We start from the raw sequence: 21,158 nt of genomic DNA, 5'->3' as shown, positions 1-21,158 counted from the left end.
CACCAAATGCCCCGCCGACGGCACAGTCGCTCCCGCCTGCCAACCCACCCGCTGTCGACCAGGAATCCCCTCCGGAATCGCCTGCCAACTAGCCTGCCGATTCCCAACAGCCCGAGCCACAGCCGACTGACCACCCGGAGCTCCGAGCCCGCCGGCAGCAGCCACCTGCGCGGGTCCCTGGTTGGCAGGAGTTGCCGCCTGCGCGGGTGCCTGATCGGCAGGAGCTGGCGGCTGCGTGGGTGGCTGATTGATGGGAGTTGTCTGGTTGGGCTGACCGGCGGGCAGTCCCAGATCTCCGATGACCGTGGTCTGACCGTCAGGAGAGCCCAGGTCCCCACTCGGTGCCTGCTGCGCCTCCGAGGCCGGCGCACTCGAGTCGACGTATCCAGCAGCCGACGGATACGCATCCCCAGTCGTGCCACCCACGTACGGCGCCACCTGGTACGCCTCAGTTGGCTCACCGATGTACGACGACCCCGAACCGCTCTCGACTGTTGGGTCACCGGCGTACGACGCGTCCGCTCGGTGGGCGACGGTTGGGTCGTTGGGGGCGGTTGGGTCTGCGGGTTGCTCGGTGCTGGTTGGGTTTGTCGGAGCCGGCCGGCGGGCGACCACCGTGGGGTCGGTTGGGCTGGCGCGGTGGGCTGCGATCGTTGGGTCGTTCGAGCCTGCCGGCGCCGGACGACGAGCCCCGATGGTCGGGTCATTCGGGCTCGGGGAGGCGGGTCGGCGAGCTACGACGGTCGGGTCGTTCGCACCTGCCTGGAGAGCGGCGGTTGGGTCGTTTGAGCCTGCGTGGTTGGCCGCACCGGGTGGATCGCTCGGGCCCGGCCGACGGTCCGCCGCGGTTGGGTCGTTCGGGGCTGTTGCGGGGCGGCGCGAGACGACGGTGGGGTCGTTCGGGGTCGTGGCGGGGCGGTGGGAAACGACGGTGGGGTCGGTTGGGCTGGACTGGTGGGTTGCGGCTGTGGGGTCGTTGAGGGCTGGGTGGTTGGGGGCGGGGGTGGGGTCTTCGGGGCGGGAGATGATGGTGGGTTCTTCGTCGGGGTTGGGGTCCGCGGGGTGGCGGATGGGGATGGGGCGGCGGGATTCGGGTTCGCGGTTGGTCATGCTTCCTCCCCCATGGAGGTCAGGACTTCCTGGGTAGTGGGCATGGCGGTAGAGCACTCCAGACGGGACGCGACGATCGCGCCGGCGGTGTTGGCAAACCTGATGATCTTCTCCAGCGGCCACCCGGAGAGCAGCCCGTGGCACAGCGCCCCACCGAACCCGTCGCCGGCGCCGAGACCGTTGACAACCTCAACCGGGAACGGAGGCACCTCGACCCGCTCGTCCCGGGTCCGCGCGAGCGTCCCCTTCGGCCCCTGCTTGACCACAGCAAGATCCAGACCACGGTCCAACAGTGCCTGCGCAGCCTTGTCGGGATCCGTCTCACCGACGGCGACCTCACACTCCTCACGGTTGCCAACAGCAACAGTGCAGTGGTCGAGCGCCCGACTGACCTGCGCGTGGGCCTCACTCGGATCCGCCCAGAACATCGGCCGGTAGTCGAGGTCCAGCACCGTGATCGGCTTGCGACCACGAGCCTCCCACGCGGCGAAGTGCGCCGACCGCGACGGTTCAGCGGACAACCCAGTCACCGTCGACCAGTAGATCCGCGCATCCCGGATCGCGTCGAGGTCGAGCTCGGAGGAGTTGATAACCAGATCCGGCGCCTTCGGGAAACGGTAGAAATACAAGGGAAAATTGTCCGGTGGAAAGATCTCGCAGAACGTGATCGGCGTCGGCAACCCATCGACCGAGCTGACGAACCGGTCGTCGACACCCAACTCGAGCAACGTCCGGTGAATGAACGTCCCGAACGGGTCGTTCCCGGTCCGGCTGATCACCGCCGACTTCCGCCCATGCCGAGCCGCGGCGACCGCCACGTTCGTCGCGCTGCCGCCGAGGAACTTCCCGAACGACGTCACGTCCTCCAGATGCGTCCCGGCTTGCAACGGGTAGAGGTCGACACCGATCCGCCCGATCGTCAGTACGTCGTCCATCAGACCCCACTCGCAATCGCCCGAAGATGGTCGATGCTGGCTCGTACGTCGACGACCGGGCCGTCACCGGTCGGACGCTCCGGCAGGATCGTGTCCTGCTCGAGGACGTACCAGCCCTTGTAGCCCGCGCTCTCCAGCGTGCCCACGATCGTCGCGAGGTCGATATCCCCCGCACCCAGCGGGCGGTACATTCCCTGCCGAACGGCGTCGGTGTACGTCACCTCACCGGACTGGACCTTCGCGGCCCAGTGCACGTCAACATCCTTCAAATGCATGTGCTTGATGCGATCGGTAGCCCGAAGCGTAAGCGCGACCGGGTCAACCCCGCCGATCAGCAGGTGCCCGGTGTCCAACGTCAACCCGATCGACGAGCCCGCCAGCACGCGGTCGACATCGTCGGCGTTCTCGACCATGGTCCCGACATGCGGGTGAACCGTGGCAAGCACCCCGTGCGAGGCGGCCAACGCCGACAGCTTGTCCAGATTGGCGAACAGCGTGCTCCAGCCCGCCTCGTCCAGCACCGGGCGATCGTCGTACCCGTCCTGGCCGGTCGCGGCTGCGAGCACCAACGTCGTCGCCCCGGCGGCGACGAATCCTTCGAGGGCCGTGGCAACCTCGGCGGACGGGTCGTGCGACGGGTCGTGCAGGACAACGGGAACGAAACCGCCGACGGCACGTAGTCCCAGGTCTGCGAGCGTCTTCGCCTTCTCGGCCGGGTCCTCGGGCAGGAAACCGTCCGGCCCGAACTCGGTCGCCGCGATGCCGACGTCGCGCATCTCGGTGAGGACCGTCTGTGGGTCGTACTGCCAGCCCCACCCCGGGACCTCGCACACGCCCCACGAAATCGGGGCGCCGGCGATCCGGAGAGCAAGGTCAGTCATCGGCCGATCTCCTCTGCATCTGGTACTGCGGTCTGCGAACGGTGGTGCGGTCAGGCGAGTGGTACTGCGAACGGTGGTGCGGTCAGGCGAGCTCGTCGAGCGTCACGACACGATTCTCGCGACGAGACAGCTCACAGGCGTCAGCGGTACGGAAGGCCTGGTACGCGTCCCGGACCGTGCACGGCACCTCACGCTTGCCGGCGACAACCTCGGTGAAGGCGGACAACTCGGCGACGTACGCCGGTCGGAACCGGTCCATGAACGTGGCATGCGCCTGGCCCTCAGGGAAGCTGACCCCGGCCTCCGCCGAGCGCAACGCCGTGTGCTCGTCCAGCCCGACCGCGACCGAGCCGAGGCTGCCAAGGATCTCCATCCGGACGTCATGACCGGCGGCGTTGTACCGGGTGCCGCTCACCGAGACGAACGTATTGTCGTCCAGCGTGAGCAGGGCAGCTGCCGCGTCGACATCGCCGTACTCGCCGAAGAAGGGTTCGCCGCGGTTCGCGCCCGTGGCGAACACGCTGACCACCTCGCGGCCGGTGACGAACCGGATGATGTCGAAGTCGTGCACGGTGCAGTCGCGGAAGAAGCCGCCACTGGTCGGGATGTACTCCTGCGGCGGCGGGAACGCGTCGTTCGTGTTCGCGCGGATGTGGTGGATGAACCCGAGCTCGCCCGACCGCACCTGCGCGGCCGCGGTCTGGTACCCGGCGTCGAAGCGCCGCTGGAAACCGATGTGCACCGGTACGTCGGAACCCTCGACCAGCTCGACCACCCGCAAGGTCTCGGCGAGGTCGATCGCGACCGGCTTCTCGCAGAACGTCGGGATCCCGGCGCCGACCCCGGCGGCGATCAGGTCCGCGTGTGCCGACGTCGCGGCCGCGATCACGAATCCGTCCAGCCCGCTCGCCAGCAACGCGTCCACGTCCGGGGCGAACTCGACACCCTGCTCCTTGGCCACCAGCTCGGCGCGGCTCGCGTCGGCGTCCGCGACCACCACCTGGTCCACGGCCGGCAAACCCTTCAGCGTCGCGGTGTGGAACGCCCCGATCCGCCCGACCCCGACCAACCCGATCCGCATTCGTCGACCCCTCTGCTCATCCCCTGCACACCACGGCCCAGTGCTCGTTGCCCGCAAGCCTCCCGGCGGACGGAAGGGGTGTCAATAGTTTGTTAACACATTTTGACGTCGAGACATACATACCTCTCTGTTGTAACATCCGTTCATGATCGCCGCCTTGCCGATCCAGCTCGATCGGTCCAGTCCGGTACCGCTGTACCACCAACTGGCCGAGCAGCTGACGGCTGCCATCACCGACGGCACGCTGCGCCCTGGCGACCCGTTCGAGAACGAGATCGGTATGTCCGACCGGCTCAGCCTGTCCCGCCCGACCGTCCGCCGGGCGATCTCCGAGCTGGTGAACCAGGGCCTCCTGGTCCGCCGCCGCGGCATCGGCACCACGGTCGCGAACCAGATGGTGCACCGCAAGGCCGAGCTGACCAGCCTGTACGAGGACCTCGAACGCGAGGGGCGGACACCAAGAACAGAGGTCCTCTCACTCGACTGCGAAGCCCAGGACGACCGCGCCGCCGCCGTCCTCGAGCTCCCACCGGGCACCCCACTGGTCTCGATCGTCCGCCTCCGGTACGCCGACAACCAGCCGCTCGCGATCATGCGCAACTGGTTGCCTCCGGCCCTCAACGACCTGAGCCTCGCAGACCTCACCAGCGCCGGCCTGTACGCCGTCCTGCGCGCCCGCGGGATCCGTCCCACCGTCGCCCGTCAGCGCATCGGCGCCCGCAACGCGACCGCCGAGGAACGCCGTACCCTGCACATGTCCAAGGCCGAGCCCCTGGTCACGATGACCCGCTCCGCGTACGCCGCCGACGGCTCCGCCGTCGAATACGGCAACCACTGCTACCGAGCCGACCAGTACTCGGTAGACGTCATCGTCTCCGAGCGCTGACGTCTACCGCAGCAGACTTCCAACGAAGTCGAATTGTTGGCCTCGGGCGCGCGCAACTGGTTCGATCCGAAGCCTGAATCCGCTTCGTCGCAGAAGGAGAACCAGATGAATCCCTTGATCGATCTGGCGCCCAGGGTCGTCAGCTCCACCACGGTCGAGCCCAGCGTTCGGTTCACCGTCATCGAGTCGAGCAGCGGTCAGGACCGATGCCCGGGCAGTTGCGTCTGGTACGGCGACAACTGTGTGGCAACCGGGCACAGCGGCCTCTAGTGGAACCGGTGTCTGCCGGCCCGGAACGTCCCGGGCCGGCCGGCCCCGGCTTCCAGGCGGAGGAGTTCGTCCGGCGTCTGATCGAGAGTCTGCCGCTGGATGTCTGTCCACAAGTTCATGCCGGTCAGACCTGGTTGTCGGTGATCCCGCCCGGCGCCAGGCTGCCCGCGGCCGGCTGGAAGCTGCACATCTCGGCCCGCAGCGGAAACTTCCGTCAGTTGGCCGAACGCGCCGTACCGCTGCTGCTGAGCGAGGGCTGCGCGTTCAAGCTCGCCCGCTCGGAGGTCACGCTCACCGACCTGAACCAAGGACTGAGCGCCGCCGCTCAGGTGGGCAAGGCGATCACGGTCTACCCCGATCCGGCTCGAGTCGAACTCGTCGGACGGTTCCTCGCCGACGCTCTCGCCGGGATGGAGGGGCCGCGGATCCTCAGCGATCGCAGGGTCGCGGCCGGTGCTCCGGTCTACTATCGCTACGGACCGTTTCAGTCTCAGTGGTCCGCCGGTGATCGCGGCGCACTCAGCCTGCTGCTGCACGGGCCTGCCGGAGAGTCCTTCGAAGCGGCCGCCACCATGGAGTATCGCCAGCCCTCCTGGGTGACCGATCCGTTCGGGGCGGCGGACCCGGCCGGCGACACGATCCTCGGCGGGCGCTACCGGGTCGAGGAGGGGATCTACAAGGCAGCCAAGGGCAACGTGTACCGCGGTGTGGACCTCGGCACAGGCGATCGGGTAGTCGTCAAGCAGGCTCGTGCCTTTGTCGCCGAGAGTACCGACGGCTCCGATGCCCGGACCCGACTGCGGAACGAACGACGGATCCTCGCGACGCTCGGCTCACTGCCGGGCGTCGCCGAGTTCGTCGACCACTTCGCGCACGGCGATGACGAGTTCCTGGTCACCACCGACGTCGGCGAGACCACTTTGCTCGACCACGCGATCCTGTCCGGAAGCTACCGTCCGGCACCGGATCCGGACGACACCGCCGCGGCCACCCAGCGCTTCCTGGACCTGGCAACCGGCCTGGCCGCGATTGTCCGCGGTTTGCACGACCGCCGCGTGATCATGTCGGACCTCACCCCGCGGAACGTCGTGATGACGGGCGAAACCCCAGCGGTGATCGATTTCGGCCTGTCGGCACTGGACGGATTCAGCCTTCCCGGCGCCACTCCCGGCTTCGCCCCCTGGCGGCAGAGCCACGGCGGCGAGTCCGCGGAGTACGACGACTGCCATGCGCTCGGGATGACACTCGGCTTCGCTGCAACCGGTTTGACGCCGGTCGCCGCGGCGGTCGGGCCGGGCATCCCGGCCGATCGGATGCTGCGCTCGGTGGTGGCCGTGCACGGCGAGGACTCGGTCCACCAGGCGGTCGTCGCCACCTTGGTCGACGAGAACAGCGCGAGGCCCGCACTGGCCGAACTGGCGGCGGGCATCGTCCCGAAACCTTCCAGCCGCCGGGTGAGCGGCTTGCCGCACCTGTCCGCTGCCGACGTCGAAGCCCTGATTCCGCTGGTCGTCGACCAGATCCTCGACCAACTGGACGAACGGGTCTTCGCTGACGGCTCCGGCTACAGTGCCGTCGACACCAGCATCTACACCGGCAGTGCCGGAATCGGTCTCGAACTCCTTCACCATCTGGACCACCCGCAGGTCGAGGACGCCGTACGCCGGCTCCTCGATCACGCCGTCACCGGCCTGCATCGGGTCTCGATCATGCCGGGCCTGTACGTCGGCCTGACCGGTGTAGAGCTGTTCGTCCGGCGTGCAGCGGACCTGGGCCTGGAGACCGCTGACATCGGTCCGGCGCCACGCCACGGAGACGGCGGAGGTGACGACCTCATGTACGGCTCAACCGGAGCCGGCGTCGGACATCTGCTGCTGCACGGCCTGACCGGCGACCCTGCGCACCTCGACCTTGCCCGAGAGCGGGTCTATGCGCTGCTCGACACTCCCCGGCCGACCCTGATGGAGCGTGACGAGGAGATACCGGCCGGCGCGGCGATCGACGCACCCTTCGGGTACGCGCACGGCTGGGCGGGCGTGATCGAACTGCTGCGTGCCTTCGTGGAGCTCACCGGTGACGACCGCGCCGCCGAGGCGCTCGAGCACCAGGTACACAGAGTCGCGACCCGGGCCGGACGGCTGGGTGCGGAGGCGCAACGGTCTGCGGCACTGCCGATGAGCGTCTCCTGGTGTCAGGGGCTGGCCGGCATGGCACCAGCTCTGCACCGTGCCGCCGCTGTGGTCACCGACCGTCAGCTGGCGCGGCTCGCCACCCGGGCTGCCGAGGTGGCCGCCGAGGCCACGGCGCAGTGGATTCCGCGGCTGGACAACACGATCCGGTGCTGCGGGGTCGCGGGTGTCGGTGAGATGTTCGTCGACCTCTGGCTCGCGACCGGAGACGAGCGGTACCGCGCCTCGGCCTATCGAGCGGCCGGTCAACTCCTGCTGCGCAACCAGGGCCGGGACGACGCCCCGATCTTCGTGTCACTCGATCGGGACGCCCCGTTGTCCTGGGGCATGGGCAGCGCCGGTGTGCTGGCGTTCCTTCGCCGCCTGCACACCGGCACCGCCTTCGACCTGATTCCTCAGGCCTGATTTGCCAGCAGGGTGCGGACCAGCCGTAGACCGACGGACAGGTGAGCGAGCTCCGGGCCTTCCGTGTCGACGATCTCCTCGAGCATCGTTGCGGCCCTCGCCAGGGCGGCCGCGTTCTGGTCCTGCCAGGTGATGACGCGGTCCTCGGGCTCGGCAGATGCGTCCGTCGTGGCGAGCACCTGGCGGGTCAGTCGCGCGTGCACGGCGTGCAGGTCGTCGCGTAGTGCGGCGCGGGCCATCGTCTGCCAGCGGTCGGTACGCGGCAGGCCGATGATGCGCTCCAGGAAACGGCCCAGCTGCAGCCGCTCGCCCAAGGCGAAGTGCACCTTGGCAACCTCGAGGATGTCGATATCGTCCTGCGACGCCGTCTCGACCACACCCAGCCCCGCGTACGCCGGTGGCAGTACGGCGATCCTGGTCGCGAAATCGGCCGGAACCCCCTTCTGCACAAGGGCTTCCCGCCGCTGCTCGAACAGCGCCAGCTCACGACCGCGCAACACGTCAGGCAGCGCCGTGGTGAGCTTGGCGATCCCCGGACCGAAGAACTCGATCAGCTCGGCGATGTCGAGCGGTGGACGCCGGTTGCTGACCAGCCACCGGGTCGCGCGCTCGACCAGCGTGCGGGTCTCCAGTCGCATATGCGTCTGCGTTGCGGCGTCGACGATGTGATCCAGCTCGGCGTTCGTCGACAGCAGCTCCGGCTGCGCGAAGATCCGCGACGCCGCAAGGTTGCCGCGGACAACATCCTCGACCGAACCACCGGTCTCCAGCGAGAGCCGGTGGAACGCCGTGATGCCCGAGGTGTTCACAAACTCGTTCACCACCTGGGTGGTGATGATCTCGCGACGCAGCTGGTGGCTCTGGATCTGGTCGGCGAACCGCTCCTGCATCGCCTTCGGGAAGTAGCTGGCCAGCTTGTGCGCCAGGAACGGGTCGTCCGGCAACGCCGTCTGCAGCAGCTCGGCCTCGAGCACGATCTTGGTGTAGGCCATCAGCACCGACAGCTCCGGCGACGTCAGCCCGCGCCCGTCGGCCTTGCGCCGCTTGAACTCCGCGACGCTCGGCAGGAACTCCAGTTCGCGGTCCAGCAGTCCTTGCTTCTCGAGGCGCCGTACCCAGTCCTGATGGACGTGCATCAAGGCCGCGGCCTGCGCGCCCGCGTTGGCCAGCGCGATGTTCTGCCGGTAGTTGCTCTTGAGTACGAGCGCGCCGACCTCGTCGGTCATCGACGCGATGATGTCGTTGCGCTGCTTCTCGGTCAGGTCGCCGTCCGCGACCACCTTGTCCAGCAGGATCTTGATGTTCACCTCGTGGTCGGAGGTGTCCACGCCGGCCACGTTGTCGATGAAGTCGGTGTTGATCCGGCCACCGCCGGCGGCGTACTCGATCCGGCCGAGCTGGGTGAAGCCGAGGTTGCCGCCCTCGCCGACCGCACGGGCGCGCAGGTCGACGCCGTTGATCCGGATCGCGTCGTTGGCCTTGTCGCCGACATCGGCGTTCGACTCGGTCGACGACTTCACGTAGGTGCCGATGCCGCCGTTCCAGAACAGGTCGACCGGCGCCTTCAGGATCGCGTTCATCAGCTCGGCCGGCGTCAGCTTCGCCGGGGAACCCTCGAGACCGAGCGCGTCGCGCACCTCGGCCGAGATCGGGATCGCCTTGTCGGTCCGCGGGAAGATCCCGCCACCCGCGGAGATCAACGACGCGTCGTAGTCCGCCCAGGACGACCGCGGCAGGTCGAACAGCCGGCGGCGCTCTGTGAACGAGCTGGCCGCAACGGGGTTGGGGTCCAGGAAGATGTGCCGGTGGTCGAACGCCGCGACCAGCCGGATGTGCTCCGACAGCAACATCCCGTTGCCGAACACGTCACCGGACATGTCGCCGACACCGACGACGGTGAAGTCCTCGTTCTGGCAGTCGTGACCGAGCTCGCGGAAGTGCCGCTTGACCGACTCCCACGCGCCGCGGGCGGTGATGCCCATCGCCTTGTGGTCGTAGCCGACCGAGCCGCCGGACGCGAACGCGTCACCCAGCCAGAACCCGTAGTCCTTCGCCACCCCGTTCGCGATGTCCGAAAATGTCGCGGTGCCCTTGTCCGCGGCAACTACCAGGTACGCGTCGTCGCCGTCGTACCGGACCACGTCCCGGGGCGCAACGATGCCCCCGGCAACGATGTTGTCGGTGATGTCGAGCAGCCCGGAGATGAAGGTCTTGTACGACGCGATGCCCTCAGCCATCCACGCGTCCCGGTCGGACGGATCCGGCAGCTGCTTGGCGTAGAACCCACCCTTCGCGCCGACCGGCACGATCACCGAGTTCTTCACCATCTGCGCCTTCACCAGGCCGAGCACCTCGGTCCGGAAGTCCTCGCGCCGGTCCGACCAGCGCAGACCACCACGGGCGACCGCGCCGAAGCGCAGGTGCACACCTTCGACCTGCGGCGAGTACACGAAGATCTCGTACGCCGGTCGCGGCTGCGGCAGGTCCGGGATCGCCTTCGGCTCCAGCTTGATCGAGATGTAGTCCCGCGGCTGACCGTCCGCGATCCGGGGCTGGAAGTAGTTCGTCCGCAGCGTCGCCTTCATCACCGTCAGGTAGGACCGCAGGATCCTGTCCTCGTCCAGGCTCTGCACCGTGTCCAGCGTGGCCAGGATCTCCTTCTCCAGCTGGTCGGTCCGCATGATCCGGTCCGGATCGTCGGCCGCACCACGGGCCGGGTCGAAGCTGGTCTCGAACAGCTGGACCAGCAGCCTGGCCACGTCCACGTGGTTGAGGAAGGTGTTCTGGATGTAGTCCTGGCTGAACGGCGTACCGCCCTGCCGGATGTACCGCTGGTACGCGCGCAGGATCGACACCTGCCGCCAGCTCAGGTTGCCGCGCAGCACCAGTGCGTTCAGCTTGTCGGACTCGGCCTTGCCCTCCCAGATCGCCTTGAACGTGTCGCAGAACAGCTGCCGCAGCTCTTCACGCTCCTCGGTGTCCTCGGGCGCCTTCAGGCCGAAGTCGTAGATGTACGCCGTACTGCCGTCCTCGCACCGGATCTCGTACGGGCGCTCGTCGATCACCTCGACGCCCATGTGGGTCAGGTGCGGCAGGACCTGGGACAGGGACAGCGCCGAACCGGTCCGGTAGACCTTGAAGCGGCGTTCGCCCTCCCACTCCTCGTCGATCGGGCTGTAGAGGGACATGGCCAGACCGTTCTCGGCCGGCAGGCCCTCCAGCACCGTCACGTCGTTGACCGCGACGCGGGCGTCGAAGTCCTCCTTGTACGCCTCGGGGAAGGCGCTCGCGTACCGGCGGGCGAGCTTGGTGACCGCGCCGTCGCCGCCCTTGGCGTGCAGGGCCGCGGTGAAGTCGTCCGCCCAGGCCCGGGTCGCCTCGACCACCCGCTGCTCGAGCAGGTCCGCGTCGTACTCCCCGACCGTCTCGCCCTGCTTCATCCGGACCACGAAGTGGACCCGGGCCAGCACGGACTCGGTCACATAGGCGGCGTACGTGACGGACTCGGCGCCGATCGCGTCCTGCAGGATCTGCTGCATCTTCAGCCGGACCGCGGTCGTGTAGCGATCGCGGGGCAGGTAGACGAGGCAGGACAGGTACCGGTTGTAGACATCGCGCCGTACGAACAGCTTGACCGCGCGCCGCTCCTGCAGGTGCAGCACGGACTGCACGATCGGCAGCAGGTCCTCGACCGGCGCCTGCAGCAGCTCGTCGCGCGGGTAGGTCTCCAGGACGTCGAGCAGACCCTTGCCGCTGTGGCTGTTCGGGTCGAACCCGGTCATCCGGAACAGCTCCAGCGCCTTGCGCCGCAGCACCGGCACCTGCATGACGCTCTCGGTGTACGCCGTCGACGAGAGCAGCCCGATGAATCGGCACTCCCGGACCGGCTCACCGTTCTCGTCGAACTGCTTGATGCCGACATAGTCCAGGTACGTCGACCGGTGCACAGTGGACCGTGAGTTCGCCTTGGTCAGGATCAGCAGCTTCCGCTCCTGGGCCCTGGCGCTCGCCTCGGGGGGCAGCTTGCCCGACCCCGGCTTCGGGTCCGGCCGGAGGATGCCCAGCCCGGTCCCGGGACGGCCGCGCAGGATGCCCTGCTCGCCCTCCATGGTGAAGTCGTACTCGCGGTACCCGAGGAAGGTGAAGTGCTCGTCGGCGAGCCACTCGAGCAGCTCGCGCGCCTCCTCCACCTCGTTCTCCCCGACCGGGAGGTTGTCGGCGTTCAGGCCGGCGGCGATCGAGACCGCCTTCTCGTGCATCTTCGGCCAGTCCTCGACCGCCTCGCGCACGTCGTTCAGGACCTTCTGCAGCGCCTGCTCGAGGGAGCGTTGCTCGGCGACGTCGGCGATCCGCTCGACCTCGAGGTGCATCCAGCTCTCGCGGACCAGGTCGTGTGCGTCCGAGGCCGCGGTGTCGTCGAGGACCTCCTGCAGGGTGCCGGCGATGTCGCGCCGGACCACGAACTGGGGGTGGATCAGCAGCTGCAGCTCGAGGTTGTGCTCGGTGATCGCCATCGCGGCGCTGTCGACCAGGAACGGCATGTCGTCGACGACGATCTCGACCACGGACCGGCCGTTCGCGGACCAGCCGTGCTCCTCCAGGGTCGGCGTGAAGACATGCACCTTCGCCGTGCCCTGCGGGCGGGACATCGCGGTCTTGTAGTGGTGCTTGGCGGCGCCGAGGCAGTCGTTCGCCTCGCGCTCGGCCACGTCCTCGGCGGCAACGTGACGGTAGTACCGCTCCAGGAAGGTTTTGAGCTTCGCCGGATCGACCGACTTGTCATGCCCCTGTGTCCCCACGGCTACCGCCTTGGCGAGCACGTCTGCCTTCTGGACGTCCAGCTTGCTCTGCATTCCCCACCGTCTCCACACGCGTGACATCGGCGCCGCACGCCGGACGACACGACGTTGTGCCGTCACTCAGAGACTAGTCCACCATTGTCACTGGTGTGATGTCGGGACGTGCCTGTCATCAACGGTTAACAGGACCGTTGAGTCGTAGCGCGAGAGCCGGGCAGGCCAGGACTGCGCGGCGCGCGTCCGGGAGCTCACCGGCGGTGATTTCGCGGTTGCGAAGCACCGGGTATCCCCACTCGTCGAGGACGACGTCGTCGGGCAGCAGCGTCGCGCAGAGCCCGTGCCCGTCGCACCTGGTCCAGTCGATCTCCACCCTATTCACCAGGCACCTCCAGGACTCCGTGGACCGGGCGACCACAGCCGCCGGCGAAGTGACGCTGTACGTCGGCTGCGAACACCTCGAGCGCCGACGCGAGGAAGCGCGCCGAGCCGTCCGGGTGCGCGCAGGCCCCACGCCCCGGGATCAGACCGAGATGCCGGTGCGCGTCGTGCCAGCCGGACGGGTCGCCCTTGACCAGCCGGTCGAAGTCGTCGACCAGCGAGGCCAGTCCGAACACGCACGGCCCGCACTGCCCAGCCGATTGACTCGACAGCCACTGTGTGACGCGATGCACCTCGCCGAGCGGGCACGTGTCCGTGCCGAGCGCCAGGATGATGCCCGCGGACACCTCCGGTCGCTGCAGCGTCAGGCCGTCGGTCCGCGCCAGCCAGCGGCCGTGGTACCCGCCAAGCAGCACCGGCCCAGGTTCCGCGCCGGCGAACTGCAGAACGGTGTCGAGCGGCACTCCGGTCGGCGTCTCGATCACCCCGGGCCGCTGCACGGCCCCACCGATCGTCAGCAGCTGTGTCCCGGGCTCACTGATCAGTCCGGTACTGCTGAACCCCTTGGCCCCAAGCCGCGCGAGTACGGCGAGCTGCGCGAACGTCTCCACATTTGACAGGAAGGTGGGCCGCCGGTGGTATCCCTTCCGTGTCGGCAGCACGCGTCGACCAGGTGGTACGGCGGGACCACCTTCCAACGCACTCAACACCGCGCGGGCCTCACCTGCGACAAAGCGAGCCGGTGTGTCACGCACCTCGATCGCCAGGCCGTCGTTGCGCTCCATCAGCGCTTCACGAAGGGACATGGCAGCAGTTGCATCGTGTACGGCGATCAGCAGGTGCGGCGCACCGAGTGCACGAGCCAGGCCGGTCGCACCGTCGAGAACCAGATGCGGCGCGAGCGTGAGGAGCAGGCGGTCCTTGCGACTGACCGGTTCGCTCTCCGAGCCGTTGACGACCACGGCTTCGATGCGCTTGGCCGGGAGGTCCGCGAGCTTCAGTGCGACCGGGAAGGCTGCACCACCGCGTCCCCTGAGCCCGACTGCCTCGGAGAGCTTGGTGTAGTCCGCGCGGGTGAGTTGCGGGGCGTCTCCGTGGGTCCAGGTATGACGCTGCCGATCCAGTCGGCCTTGGTCGAGTCCAGCGAGCACTCGGGCCTCGCCGATGACGCTGGTCGCGTGCATGGTGATCATCGGGTCCTCACAAGGATGGGTGCCGTCGTGGCGCGGGCCCGGTAGGCACCAGCCGCAGCCACTGAGGTCAGGCACGAGAGCGTGATGGCGAGCATCCACGGCGCACCGCGGTCGGTGCCGGCCAGGAGTGCGTGCCCGATGGACAGCAGCCAGCCGACCGATGCGGCGATGTGGATCGTGCGCCAGTGCTTGGTGAACGACTCGGACCGGGCCAGTCGACCGCGGGCAGCTCCGACGACGGAGGTGAGCACCAAGGCGTGGAGCGCGAGGACGCCGACCGCCACGGCGAAGGGGCGGTAGCCGGAACCGAAAGGCCAGACCAGGACGGTCGGACTGATGGCAACGTAAGTGTCGGCCATCACAGCGACGACGTGAGTGGTCAGCAGGACCAGTCCGGTCGCAGCGGCCGAGCGGTGCACGTACTGCAGCCAGAACCGGCGCTCGGGCCGGCGGTTGGCGGACATCACGATGCCGAGCGTGGCCGACAACGTGAACATGATCATGGCGAAGATCCCGGCCGCCCGGGCCAGGTACCACAGTGTCATCAGGCTGCCCTGCTCGCGGCCGGCCAACCCAACAGCTCGGTGACCTCACCGTCGTCGGCGACCAGTCGAGCCGGGTGGCCCGCCAGCTTCAGTCGCCCGAGTGCGCCGTCGCCTGTCGCGACAAGCGCCGTACTGAAGGTGTTTGCACGTACGGCGGTTGGCGCCCAGACGGATGCGGTACGCCAGGGACCGTCCGCGGGGTGTCCGGTGCGAGGGTCGATGACGTGGTGGGCGTAGCCGGTTGGCGTCTGCCAGCGGCGTACTGTCCGGGTCGACGTGGTCAGGCCGCCGTGCGCGAGGGTCACGAGGACGCCGGGGTCTCCGGCGCGTTCGGCGACCGTGATGACCCACGGCTTGGCCGGCTGTCCCGCGGCGCGCAGGTCCCCGCCGATCTCGACAAGTACGGCGCAGCCGTAGCGCTTGCTGAGCACGTTGGCGGCTCGGTCGGCGGTCCACGCTTTCGCGGTCGCACCGAGGTCGAGTGCGGAGTCCTTGGGGACGCCGAGCAGGGCGAGTTTGCGGTTGAGGCGGACGCGCTGCCAGCCCGCGACCGGGGCTGCGTCGGGCAGTTCCTTCGGGAAGCGTCGGCGTACGGCCTCGATGTCGTCGTCGTAGCCGGCGGCGATCACCGCGGGGCCGACGGTCGGGTCGACCGCGCCGCCGCTCATCGAGGCGGCGACCAGGCTCACGTCGACCAGGTCGACCAGCAGCCGCGAGACCGGTACGAATGCGCCGGACCGATTGTTGACAATCGACAGCTCGGAGTCGGGGCGGAACCGGCTGGCCGCCTTGTCGACGCGATCCATCAACGCCTTCAGCTCACCGCAGGCAGCCCCGAGTACGGCGGGGTCGTCGACGGTCAGGCGGACCGTGCAGCTCCACGCGGTCCAGGTCCGCGAGGCGGTCATGATCCGTTGCTCCCGCCTTGCGACGTCGAACCGGAATCGCTCGAGCCGAGACCGCTGCTGCTGCTCGAACCGGAGTCGTCGGAGGAGCTCGACCCCGAGCCGCCTGAGCTGGATCCGGAGCCGCTTGAGCTGCTGGAGCCTGAGTCGTCCGAGCTCGTGGAGGTTGCCGTCGTACCGGAGCTGTCGGGTTGCTTGGCGGACAGGACGGCGACGGACAGTCCGGTGCCGCCGATCCCGATGACGGCGGTCGCAATCGCGGCGACGCCGGCCCGGCGTATCCACCGGCTGCGCGCAGTGGGCTTGGACTCGTCGAAAGCGTCTGTGGTGACCATGGCAGCAGCCTCGCCGGAGGCTCCTCAGCCGCACTCCAAGAGAAGGTCAAGCGACCGTCAAGTTCTGCTGAAAGCTCTCTGAGAGCTGTCCTCAGGTTGCGTCGAGACCGCTGACCTCGGGCGGGCAGTCGGTCGCGCAGTGCTGGCCGATCTTCGCCACGATGTCGTCCGACACCTCACCGAGCACGGCCAGCCGGTCCGGCCCGAAGATGTCGACGAAGAACTCCCGGACCCGGGCCGCATGCGCCGGCGCACACGCCTTGATCGCGGCCATCCCCTCCTCGGTGATGGCGATCTCCGGGTAGCGGGCCTGGCACGACTCCTTGCGGATCAGGCCGCGCTTCTCCATCCGGCTCAGGTGATGCGACATCCGGCTCTTCTCCCACTGGGTCGCCCTGCCCAGCTCGAAGGCCCGCATCCGGCCGGACTCCGACTCGGACAGATTGACCAGGATCTCGAAGTCGGACTTGGACAGGCCGAACTCCCGCTGGAGATGACGCTCGAGGTGCGTCTCCAGCGTCCGGTTCATCAGCAGATAGCTACGCCACGCCTGCTGCTCGTCCTCGTCGAGCCACGGTCCCTTACTCACGCACACCATCCTACCTGACCGGGTTGACACATCAACCAAACGAGCTACGATCGTTGAGTTGACACATCAACCCAAGATTTCCTGGAGTGAATATGAGCGACAAGAAGCTGATAGCCGTCGTCGGTGCCACTGGATCACAGGGTGGCGGACTGGCCCGGGCGATCCTGGCCGACACGTCCGGTGAGTTCGCCGTACGGGCGCTGACCCGGAACCCGGAATCCGCCAAGGCCAAGGAACTCGCGGCCGCCGGCGCCGAGGTGGTCAAGGCCGACCTCGACGACGAGGCGAGCGTGCGGGCCGCGTTCGGGGGTGCGTACGGCGCCTTCGTGGTGACGAACTACTGGGCCGAGCGGACCCCGGAGCAGGACGCGAAGCAGAGCCGCGCCGAGATGGAGCTCGCGCAGGCCGAGGTCGCCGCCCAGGCAGCTCGCGACGCCGGTCTCACCCACGTGGTCTGGTCGACGCTCGAGGACACCAGGCCGTTCTTCACCGGACGGGACGACGTACCGAGCCTCGACGACGGGGTCTACAAGGTCCCCCACTTCGACGCGAAGGGCGAGGCGGACGCGATCTTCACGCGGTACGGCGTACCGACGACGAACCTGCGTACGACGTTCTACTTCGACTCACTGATCGCCGGCATGGAGCCGAGCCGCAACGCCGAAGGCAAACTCGTCCTCAACCTGCCGATGGCCGACCAGCCCCTCTCCGGCATCGCCTCCGAAGACATCGGCCGGACCGCGTACGGCGTCTTCAAGCGCGGCACCGACCTCGTCGGTCAGACCGTCAGCATCGCCGGCGACCACCTGACCGGCGACCAGTACGCCGCGGCCCTGACCGCCGCGCTCCGCGACACCCTGGGCGAGGACATCACCTACGAGCCCCTCACCTGGGACCAGTACCGAGCCCTCCAATTCCCCCTGGCCGTAGAAATCGCCAACATGTTCCAGTTCTACGCCGAAGACTCAGCCCGCTTCACCGCCGACCGCGACCTGACAAAGGTCCGCGAGCTCAACCCTGGCCTGCAGTCCCTTGCAGACTGGCTGTCCAACCACAAGCACGACTTCAAACTCGAGCCCACGCTGTAACCCTCTCGGTTCAAGGGCAGCTCGACGAGCTGCCCTTGAACCAGCCATCCATGCTCACCAGATCACAACACTGACCATCATTTGGCAGCACCTCACGGAGCAGTGACGGAGCAGGGCACACCTGATCGACTAGAACATGCGTTCGAAGAACATGTACTCTGATGCCCTGCTCGGTGGGTTCACAGTGCGCCCGTCCGACGACAGGTTCATCACATTTTGGTCGGTACCGTCTGGCGCGGCTGATCAGAACGAGAGCCGACCGGGCGGGATCCGCTTGGGGAGCTCTCCGTTCAGCAGCGCCAGGGCTCGAGGACGACCTGCCGACACCGGTCGAAGCACACTGATCGCGCAGAGCCGTCACGACAACTCCGCTACGGCAACCAGGCCAGTAGGGTCGGCGTACCGGGCAATCCGGTCCGGGTCCAGTTGCACGCCCAACCCAGGCCCGTCCGGCACGGCCAGCATGCCGTCGTCGTCGAGCTTCCAACCTTCAGCTGTGAGGTCGTCGACGTACGGCGAACCTGCGATGTACTCCACAAGATCCGTGCCTGGCAGGGCCGAGGCGAGGTGTAGGTCGGCAGCGAGTCCGATGGCGGTGTTCCAGCCATGCGGGATGAGCGTGATCCCGTTGTCGTATGCCATCCAGCCGATCCGGCGCTGCTCGCTGAGACCGCCCACCTTCGTGGTATCTGGCTGGACTACGTCGAGCGCGTGACCCTGTAGCCATGGCAGGTAGCTCTGCCGGCGCGTCAGCACCTCACCCGCCGCGATGTCGACCCGGCCGGCCAGCCGGAGTGCCGCGTAGTCCTCCAGCGCGTCGGGCCGCAGCGGCTCTTCGAACCAGCGGACGCCGTACGCCGCGAGCATGTCCGCGGTCCTCAGCGCCCACTTGTACCCATGGGGCCAGAACGCGTCACTACCGCCGGCGTCGACCATCAACGACGCGTCCGGACCGACGGCCTCCCGCGCAGCCGCGACGATCTGCTCGTCAAGTGCGTGGCTGCCACGGCCGAACGGCCCCCAGCCGATCTTGAACGCCTGGAATCCGGCGTCCCGCACCGCCGTCAACTGGTCGGCCAGCACATCAGGCTGATCCATCAGCAAGGACGCGTACGGCTGGACGCGCCGACGGTACCGACCACCCAGCAACCGGCCCACGGGTTGGCCGGTCGCCTTACCGAACAGATCCCACAGCGCGACATCGATACCGCTGATCGCATGGGTGACCGATCCGCCGCGGCCCAACCAGAACGTGCTCTGGTGCAGCTTCTCGCTCACCCGCTCCGGCTCGAGCGCGGACTCCCCCAGGTACAGCGGCCGCAGTACGTCGAGCGCTGCCCGAACCAGATGATGGCTCGTGAACACGCTGCCGACGCCGGTCGCCCCTTCGTCGGTGTGCACCAGCACGATGGTGTGCACCGCGTCGTCGGGTCGAAGCTCCTCGGTCCAGCCACCGGCCGGGGTCGCCCCCGTCAGGCCGACCGCGTCGATCCGATCGATCTTCATCGTTCCTCCTCGCTGATGTTCGTCACCTGTACCTCGTACGGCGCCAGATCACCGGCCGGTTCGGCCGACAGGTTGACCCGCACCAGCCACGCTTGATCCTGAGTACGCCGTACCACCGCGAAGACCGACTCCTCGCTGTCGCGGTCGTACTCGACCGAGGCGCCGCCCATCCGCCGGCGCAGCTCGAGCATCCGGCTGAGCTCGTTCTCGATCCCGGTCTCGCCGCCGACATAGGTCATGAAGGCGCCGCCGCTCAACGCGAACACGGCCAGCAACGCCTTCGTCGCGGCGAGCCCGTGCTGTTCGCGCCGCCATTTCTGACCGGGCAGGGGCCACCAGAACGTGTCGTGCGAGTCGATGTGGTGGGCGATCAGCGATCCGGGCGGAAGCACGGCGTCACGAGCAGCGAGCCAGGCCGCGAGCTCTCGTCCGCTGCGGATCACACCGCCGCCGCCGACCACGGACGGGATCAGCCATTGCTCGTCATAGTTGTACGTGACGTCGATCGCCTGCCGGAACAGGACGCCGGTCGGCTCGGTGTACAGCATCGTCGATTCCTTGAGCCGTTTGAGCCGTGGTCGCAGCCGATCGAAGAGCTCCAGACAGCCGAGCGGCGAGTAGCTCGCCCGCCGGCGTGTCCGGGAAGACCAGTTCGGCAGGTCGTTGTACGTCGGCGCGTCGATCCGGAAGCCGTCGACGTCGAGCCGCCGGACCAGGTTCTCCATCGCGGCGCAGAAGTACTCCTGCCACTCGGCGTTCGCGACATCGAACGCCTTTGTGTAGATACCGATGATCTCCTGCGCGGAGTCGCGCAGGAACCACTCCGGATGCTCGTCGACCAACTGGTGGTGCTTCGGCGCGGCCATCCAGTATGGCTCGAAGTCGAGGATGTGCCGGGCCCACGAGATCAGCTCCGCGGTCTTCGCGGCGACGCTGGTGCCCTGTGAGCTGGTCGTGTCCTCGCCGAGCCGTGCGTACAGGTCGCTGTCACGAATCTGCTGTGCGGTCCGGGCTAACACGTCCTGATCGATCACGCCGTGCATGAGGACGTCGAGGATCAGCCGCATCCCACGGTCGTGGCAGGCCGTCACCAGGTCGCGCAGCTCCTCCTCATCGCCGTACGTCGTGGCGATGTCCTCGTAACCGTGCACGTTGTAGCTCGGGTACGGATGACGCGGCATCAGCTGCAGTACGTCGAAGCCGAGGCCGGCGATCCGATCCAGGTCGGCCCGCAGCGCGGCGAGATCCGGGTACGGCTCGTATCCGTAGCCGTTCGAGAACGGGGCTCTGCCGACGTGCACCTCGTAGATGGTTGCTGACAGCACCCAGTCCGGCCGGTCCGCGGGCGTCGAGATCCCGAGTCCGCGGTACCAGGACGGGACCAGCGCCCGGGTCTCCTCCCAGCCGGTGTCGAGGGCGTCGAGGTGGATCGCCTCGTACCGGATCGTCTGGCCGTCCAGCTGCCCGGCCAGACCGGTATCGAGCGTGAGGTGCAGGTCGTCACCGCCGCGAATCGTGCAATGCCCGATCTCGGTCCGGCAGATCGGCCAGATCACCAAGGTCCGCCTGTCTTCATGCGCTGCGACCAGACCGGACGACCCCATGAACCCGCCGGCGGTCGACACCACGACCGGCTCGCTCAGTTCGGCCAGCGCCGTACCCGGCCGGATTTCGTTGCCGGGGGCCTCGATTCGCCCGGCCATCGGGCTGGAGAACTCCAACCGTAGGTCGCGCAGTACGCCGGTGCCGGTAATCTCGACCGCCAGCGCGACCCGCGGGTGCGTGTGCCGGACGGTGTACTCCCAGGCCACTTGCCAGTCACCGGCCGAGGTGATGACTGTGTACACGTCGGCGGTGCCGTCGATGCGGTGCCGGATGGGGTCAGCGGTCCGTTTGAAGTCCGAGAGCGCGATCGTTGCGGCGTACCCGATCCCTCGCAACGGAAGCCGTACCTCATGCCCACTCGTGACTAATGTTGCCTGTAGCACCAATGGCGTCTGGTCGAGTCGGGTGAGCAGACCCGTCTCGGCGTCGAAGTCGAGAAATGTCATGTCGCTGTCTCC

The 21,158-nt window shown here is 68.0% G+C and carries 16 protein-coding genes; 4 read left to right on the top strand and 12 right to left on the bottom strand.

Annotated features, from left to right (window positions below; all coding sequences use genetic code 11):
* Positions 1-1,106 precede the first annotated feature (1,106 nt).
* From iolC to AB0L70_RS32845, 3 genes are all read right to left on the bottom strand, one after another.
* Positions 1,107-2,045: a 5-dehydro-2-deoxygluconokinase gene (iolC, locus tag AB0L70_RS32855; protein ID WP_363690676.1), complete on the bottom strand. Its 939-nt coding sequence runs from the start codon at positions 2,043-2,045 to the stop codon at positions 1,107-1,109.
* Positions 2,045-2,926 carry a TIM barrel protein gene (locus AB0L70_RS32850; protein WP_363690675.1) on the bottom strand — a complete coding sequence of 294 codons (882 nt, stop codon included), beginning with the start codon at positions 2,924-2,926 and terminating at the stop codon, positions 2,045-2,047. Before AB0L70_RS32850 ends, iolC begins: the two co-directional genes overlap by 1 nt.
* Before the next feature lie 82 nt (positions 2,927-3,008).
* Positions 3,009-4,007: a Gfo/Idh/MocA family oxidoreductase gene (locus AB0L70_RS32845; protein WP_363690674.1), complete on the bottom strand. Its 999-nt coding sequence runs from the start codon at positions 4,005-4,007 to the stop codon at positions 3,009-3,011.
* 145 nt (positions 4,008-4,152) lie between these two features.
* Here AB0L70_RS32845 and AB0L70_RS32840 point away from each other — a divergent pair, with 145 nt between their 5' ends.
* The 3 genes from AB0L70_RS32840 (at position 4,153) to AB0L70_RS32830 (ending at position 7,757) form a co-directional block, all read left to right on the top strand.
* Entirely contained in the window at positions 4,153-4,893 is a 741-nt protein-coding gene (locus AB0L70_RS32840; RefSeq protein ID WP_363690673.1) for a GntR family transcriptional regulator, read from the top strand.
* A gap of 105 nt (positions 4,894-4,998) precedes the next feature.
* A complete protein-coding gene (locus AB0L70_RS32835; RefSeq protein WP_363690672.1) occupies positions 4,999-5,163 on the top strand; it encodes a hypothetical protein in 165 nt (54 codons plus the stop codon).
* A gap of 8 nt (positions 5,164-5,171) precedes the next feature.
* On the top strand, positions 5,172-7,757 hold the full coding sequence (locus AB0L70_RS32830) for a lanthionine synthetase LanC family protein (protein ID WP_363690671.1): 2,586 nt from the start codon (positions 5,172-5,174) through the stop codon (positions 7,755-7,757).
* Here the strand turns inward: AB0L70_RS32830 and AB0L70_RS32825 are convergent.
* The 7 genes from AB0L70_RS32825 to AB0L70_RS32795 all read right to left on the bottom strand — a co-directional run bounded on the left by AB0L70_RS32825 (position 7,748) and on the right by AB0L70_RS32795 (position 16,510).
* On the bottom strand, positions 7,748-12,610 hold the full coding sequence (locus tag AB0L70_RS32825) for an NAD-glutamate dehydrogenase (RefSeq protein WP_363690670.1): 4,863 nt from the start codon (positions 12,608-12,610) through the stop codon (positions 7,748-7,750). The genes AB0L70_RS32830 and AB0L70_RS32825 overlap by 10 nt on opposite strands.
* 118 nt (positions 12,611-12,728) lie before the next feature.
* On the bottom strand, positions 12,729-12,935 hold the full coding sequence (locus AB0L70_RS32820; RefSeq protein ID WP_363690669.1) for a ferredoxin: 207 nt from the start codon (positions 12,933-12,935) through the stop codon (positions 12,729-12,731).
* Positions 12,928-14,127 carry an NADH-ubiquinone oxidoreductase-F iron-sulfur binding region domain-containing protein gene (locus AB0L70_RS32815; protein WP_363690668.1) on the bottom strand — a complete coding sequence of 400 codons (1,200 nt, stop codon included), beginning with the start codon at positions 14,125-14,127 and terminating at the stop codon, positions 12,928-12,930. The genes AB0L70_RS32820 and AB0L70_RS32815 overlap by 8 nt, the downstream gene beginning before the upstream one ends.
* The gene (locus AB0L70_RS32810) at positions 14,124-14,672 is read right to left on the bottom strand and encodes a hypothetical protein (RefSeq protein WP_363690667.1); all 549 of its coding nucleotides are present in this window, start codon (positions 14,670-14,672) and stop codon (positions 14,124-14,126) included. Before AB0L70_RS32810 ends, AB0L70_RS32815 begins: the two co-directional genes overlap by 4 nt.
* Positions 14,672-15,580 (bottom strand): FAD:protein FMN transferase, encoded by a 909-nt coding sequence (locus AB0L70_RS32805; RefSeq protein ID WP_363690666.1) that lies wholly within the window; start codon positions 15,578-15,580, stop codon positions 14,672-14,674. The genes AB0L70_RS32810 and AB0L70_RS32805 overlap by 1 nt, the downstream gene beginning before the upstream one ends.
* Entirely contained in the window at positions 15,577-15,912 is a 336-nt protein-coding gene (locus AB0L70_RS32800) for a hypothetical protein (protein ID WP_363690665.1), read from the bottom strand. The genes AB0L70_RS32805 and AB0L70_RS32800 overlap by 4 nt, the downstream gene beginning before the upstream one ends.
* A gap of 91 nt (positions 15,913-16,003) precedes the next feature.
* Positions 16,004-16,510 carry a MarR family winged helix-turn-helix transcriptional regulator gene (locus tag AB0L70_RS32795; protein ID WP_363690664.1) on the bottom strand — a complete coding sequence of 169 codons (507 nt, stop codon included), beginning with the start codon at positions 16,508-16,510 and terminating at the stop codon, positions 16,004-16,006.
* An 83-nt stretch (positions 16,511-16,593) separates the two neighbouring features.
* Between AB0L70_RS32795 and AB0L70_RS32790 the strand changes: the two genes are divergently transcribed.
* Positions 16,594-17,589, top strand: coding sequence for an NmrA/HSCARG family protein (locus tag AB0L70_RS32790; RefSeq protein ID WP_363690663.1), 996 nt, complete (start codon positions 16,594-16,596; stop codon positions 17,587-17,589).
* A 357-nt stretch (positions 17,590-17,946) separates the two neighbouring features.
* Here AB0L70_RS32790 and AB0L70_RS32785 read toward each other — a convergent pair whose 3' ends face one another.
* Complete coding sequence (locus tag AB0L70_RS32785) at positions 17,947-19,095, bottom strand: mandelate racemase/muconate lactonizing enzyme family protein (RefSeq protein ID WP_363690662.1); 1,149 nt, start codon at positions 19,093-19,095, stop codon at positions 17,947-17,949.
* Complete coding sequence (locus AB0L70_RS32780; RefSeq protein ID WP_363690661.1) at positions 19,092-21,146, bottom strand: alpha-amylase family glycosyl hydrolase; 2,055 nt, start codon at positions 21,144-21,146, stop codon at positions 19,092-19,094. The genes AB0L70_RS32785 and AB0L70_RS32780 overlap by 4 nt, the downstream gene beginning before the upstream one ends.
* Positions 21,147-21,158: the final 12 nt, after the last annotated feature.

Origin of the sequence: Kribbella sp. NPDC051952, assembly GCF_040680855.1 — a bacterium.
GTDB lineage: Bacteria > Actinomycetota > Actinomycetes > Propionibacteriales > Kribbellaceae > Kribbella.
The sequence above is the reverse complement of the archived record's forward strand: the minus strand, read 5'-3'. Positions and strand labels throughout refer to the sequence as shown.

Coding starts and splice junctions, on each gene's coding strand:
- AB0L70_RS32840 (WP_363690673.1), top strand. CDS start 4,153: ATGATCGCCGCCTTGCCGATCCAGCTCGATCGGTCCAGTCCGGTACCG.
- AB0L70_RS32810 (WP_363690667.1), bottom strand. CDS start 14,672: ATGACACTGTGGTACCTGGCCCGGGCGGCCGGGATCTTCGCCATGATC.
- AB0L70_RS32845 (WP_363690674.1), bottom strand. CDS start 4,007: ATGCGGATCGGGTTGGTCGGGGTCGGGCGGATCGGGGCGTTCCACACC.
- iolC (WP_363690676.1), bottom strand. CDS start 2,045: ATGGACGACGTACTGACGATCGGGCGGATCGGTGTCGACCTCTACCCG.
- AB0L70_RS32825 (WP_363690670.1), bottom strand. CDS start 12,610: ATGCAGAGCAAGCTGGACGTCCAGAAGGCAGACGTGCTCGCCAAGGCG.
- AB0L70_RS32835 (WP_363690672.1), top strand. CDS start 4,999: ATGAATCCCTTGATCGATCTGGCGCCCAGGGTCGTCAGCTCCACCACG.
- AB0L70_RS32790 (WP_363690663.1), top strand. CDS start 16,594: ATGAGCGACAAGAAGCTGATAGCCGTCGTCGGTGCCACTGGATCACAG.
- AB0L70_RS32795 (WP_363690664.1), bottom strand. CDS start 16,510: ATGGTGTGCGTGAGTAAGGGACCGTGGCTCGACGAGGACGAGCAGCAG.
- AB0L70_RS32850 (WP_363690675.1), bottom strand. CDS start 2,926: ATGACTGACCTTGCTCTCCGGATCGCCGGCGCCCCGATTTCGTGGGGC.
- AB0L70_RS32800 (WP_363690665.1), bottom strand. CDS start 15,912: ATGGTCACCACAGACGCTTTCGACGAGTCCAAGCCCACTGCGCGCAGC.
- AB0L70_RS32805 (WP_363690666.1), bottom strand. CDS start 15,580: ATGACCGCCTCGCGGACCTGGACCGCGTGGAGCTGCACGGTCCGCCTG.
- AB0L70_RS32785 (WP_363690662.1), bottom strand. CDS start 19,095: ATGAAGATCGATCGGATCGACGCGGTCGGCCTGACGGGGGCGACCCCG.
- AB0L70_RS32815 (WP_363690668.1), bottom strand. CDS start 14,127: ATGATCACCATGCACGCGACCAGCGTCATCGGCGAGGCCCGAGTGCTC.
- AB0L70_RS32780 (WP_363690661.1), bottom strand. CDS start 21,146: ATGACATTTCTCGACTTCGACGCCGAGACGGGTCTGCTCACCCGACTC.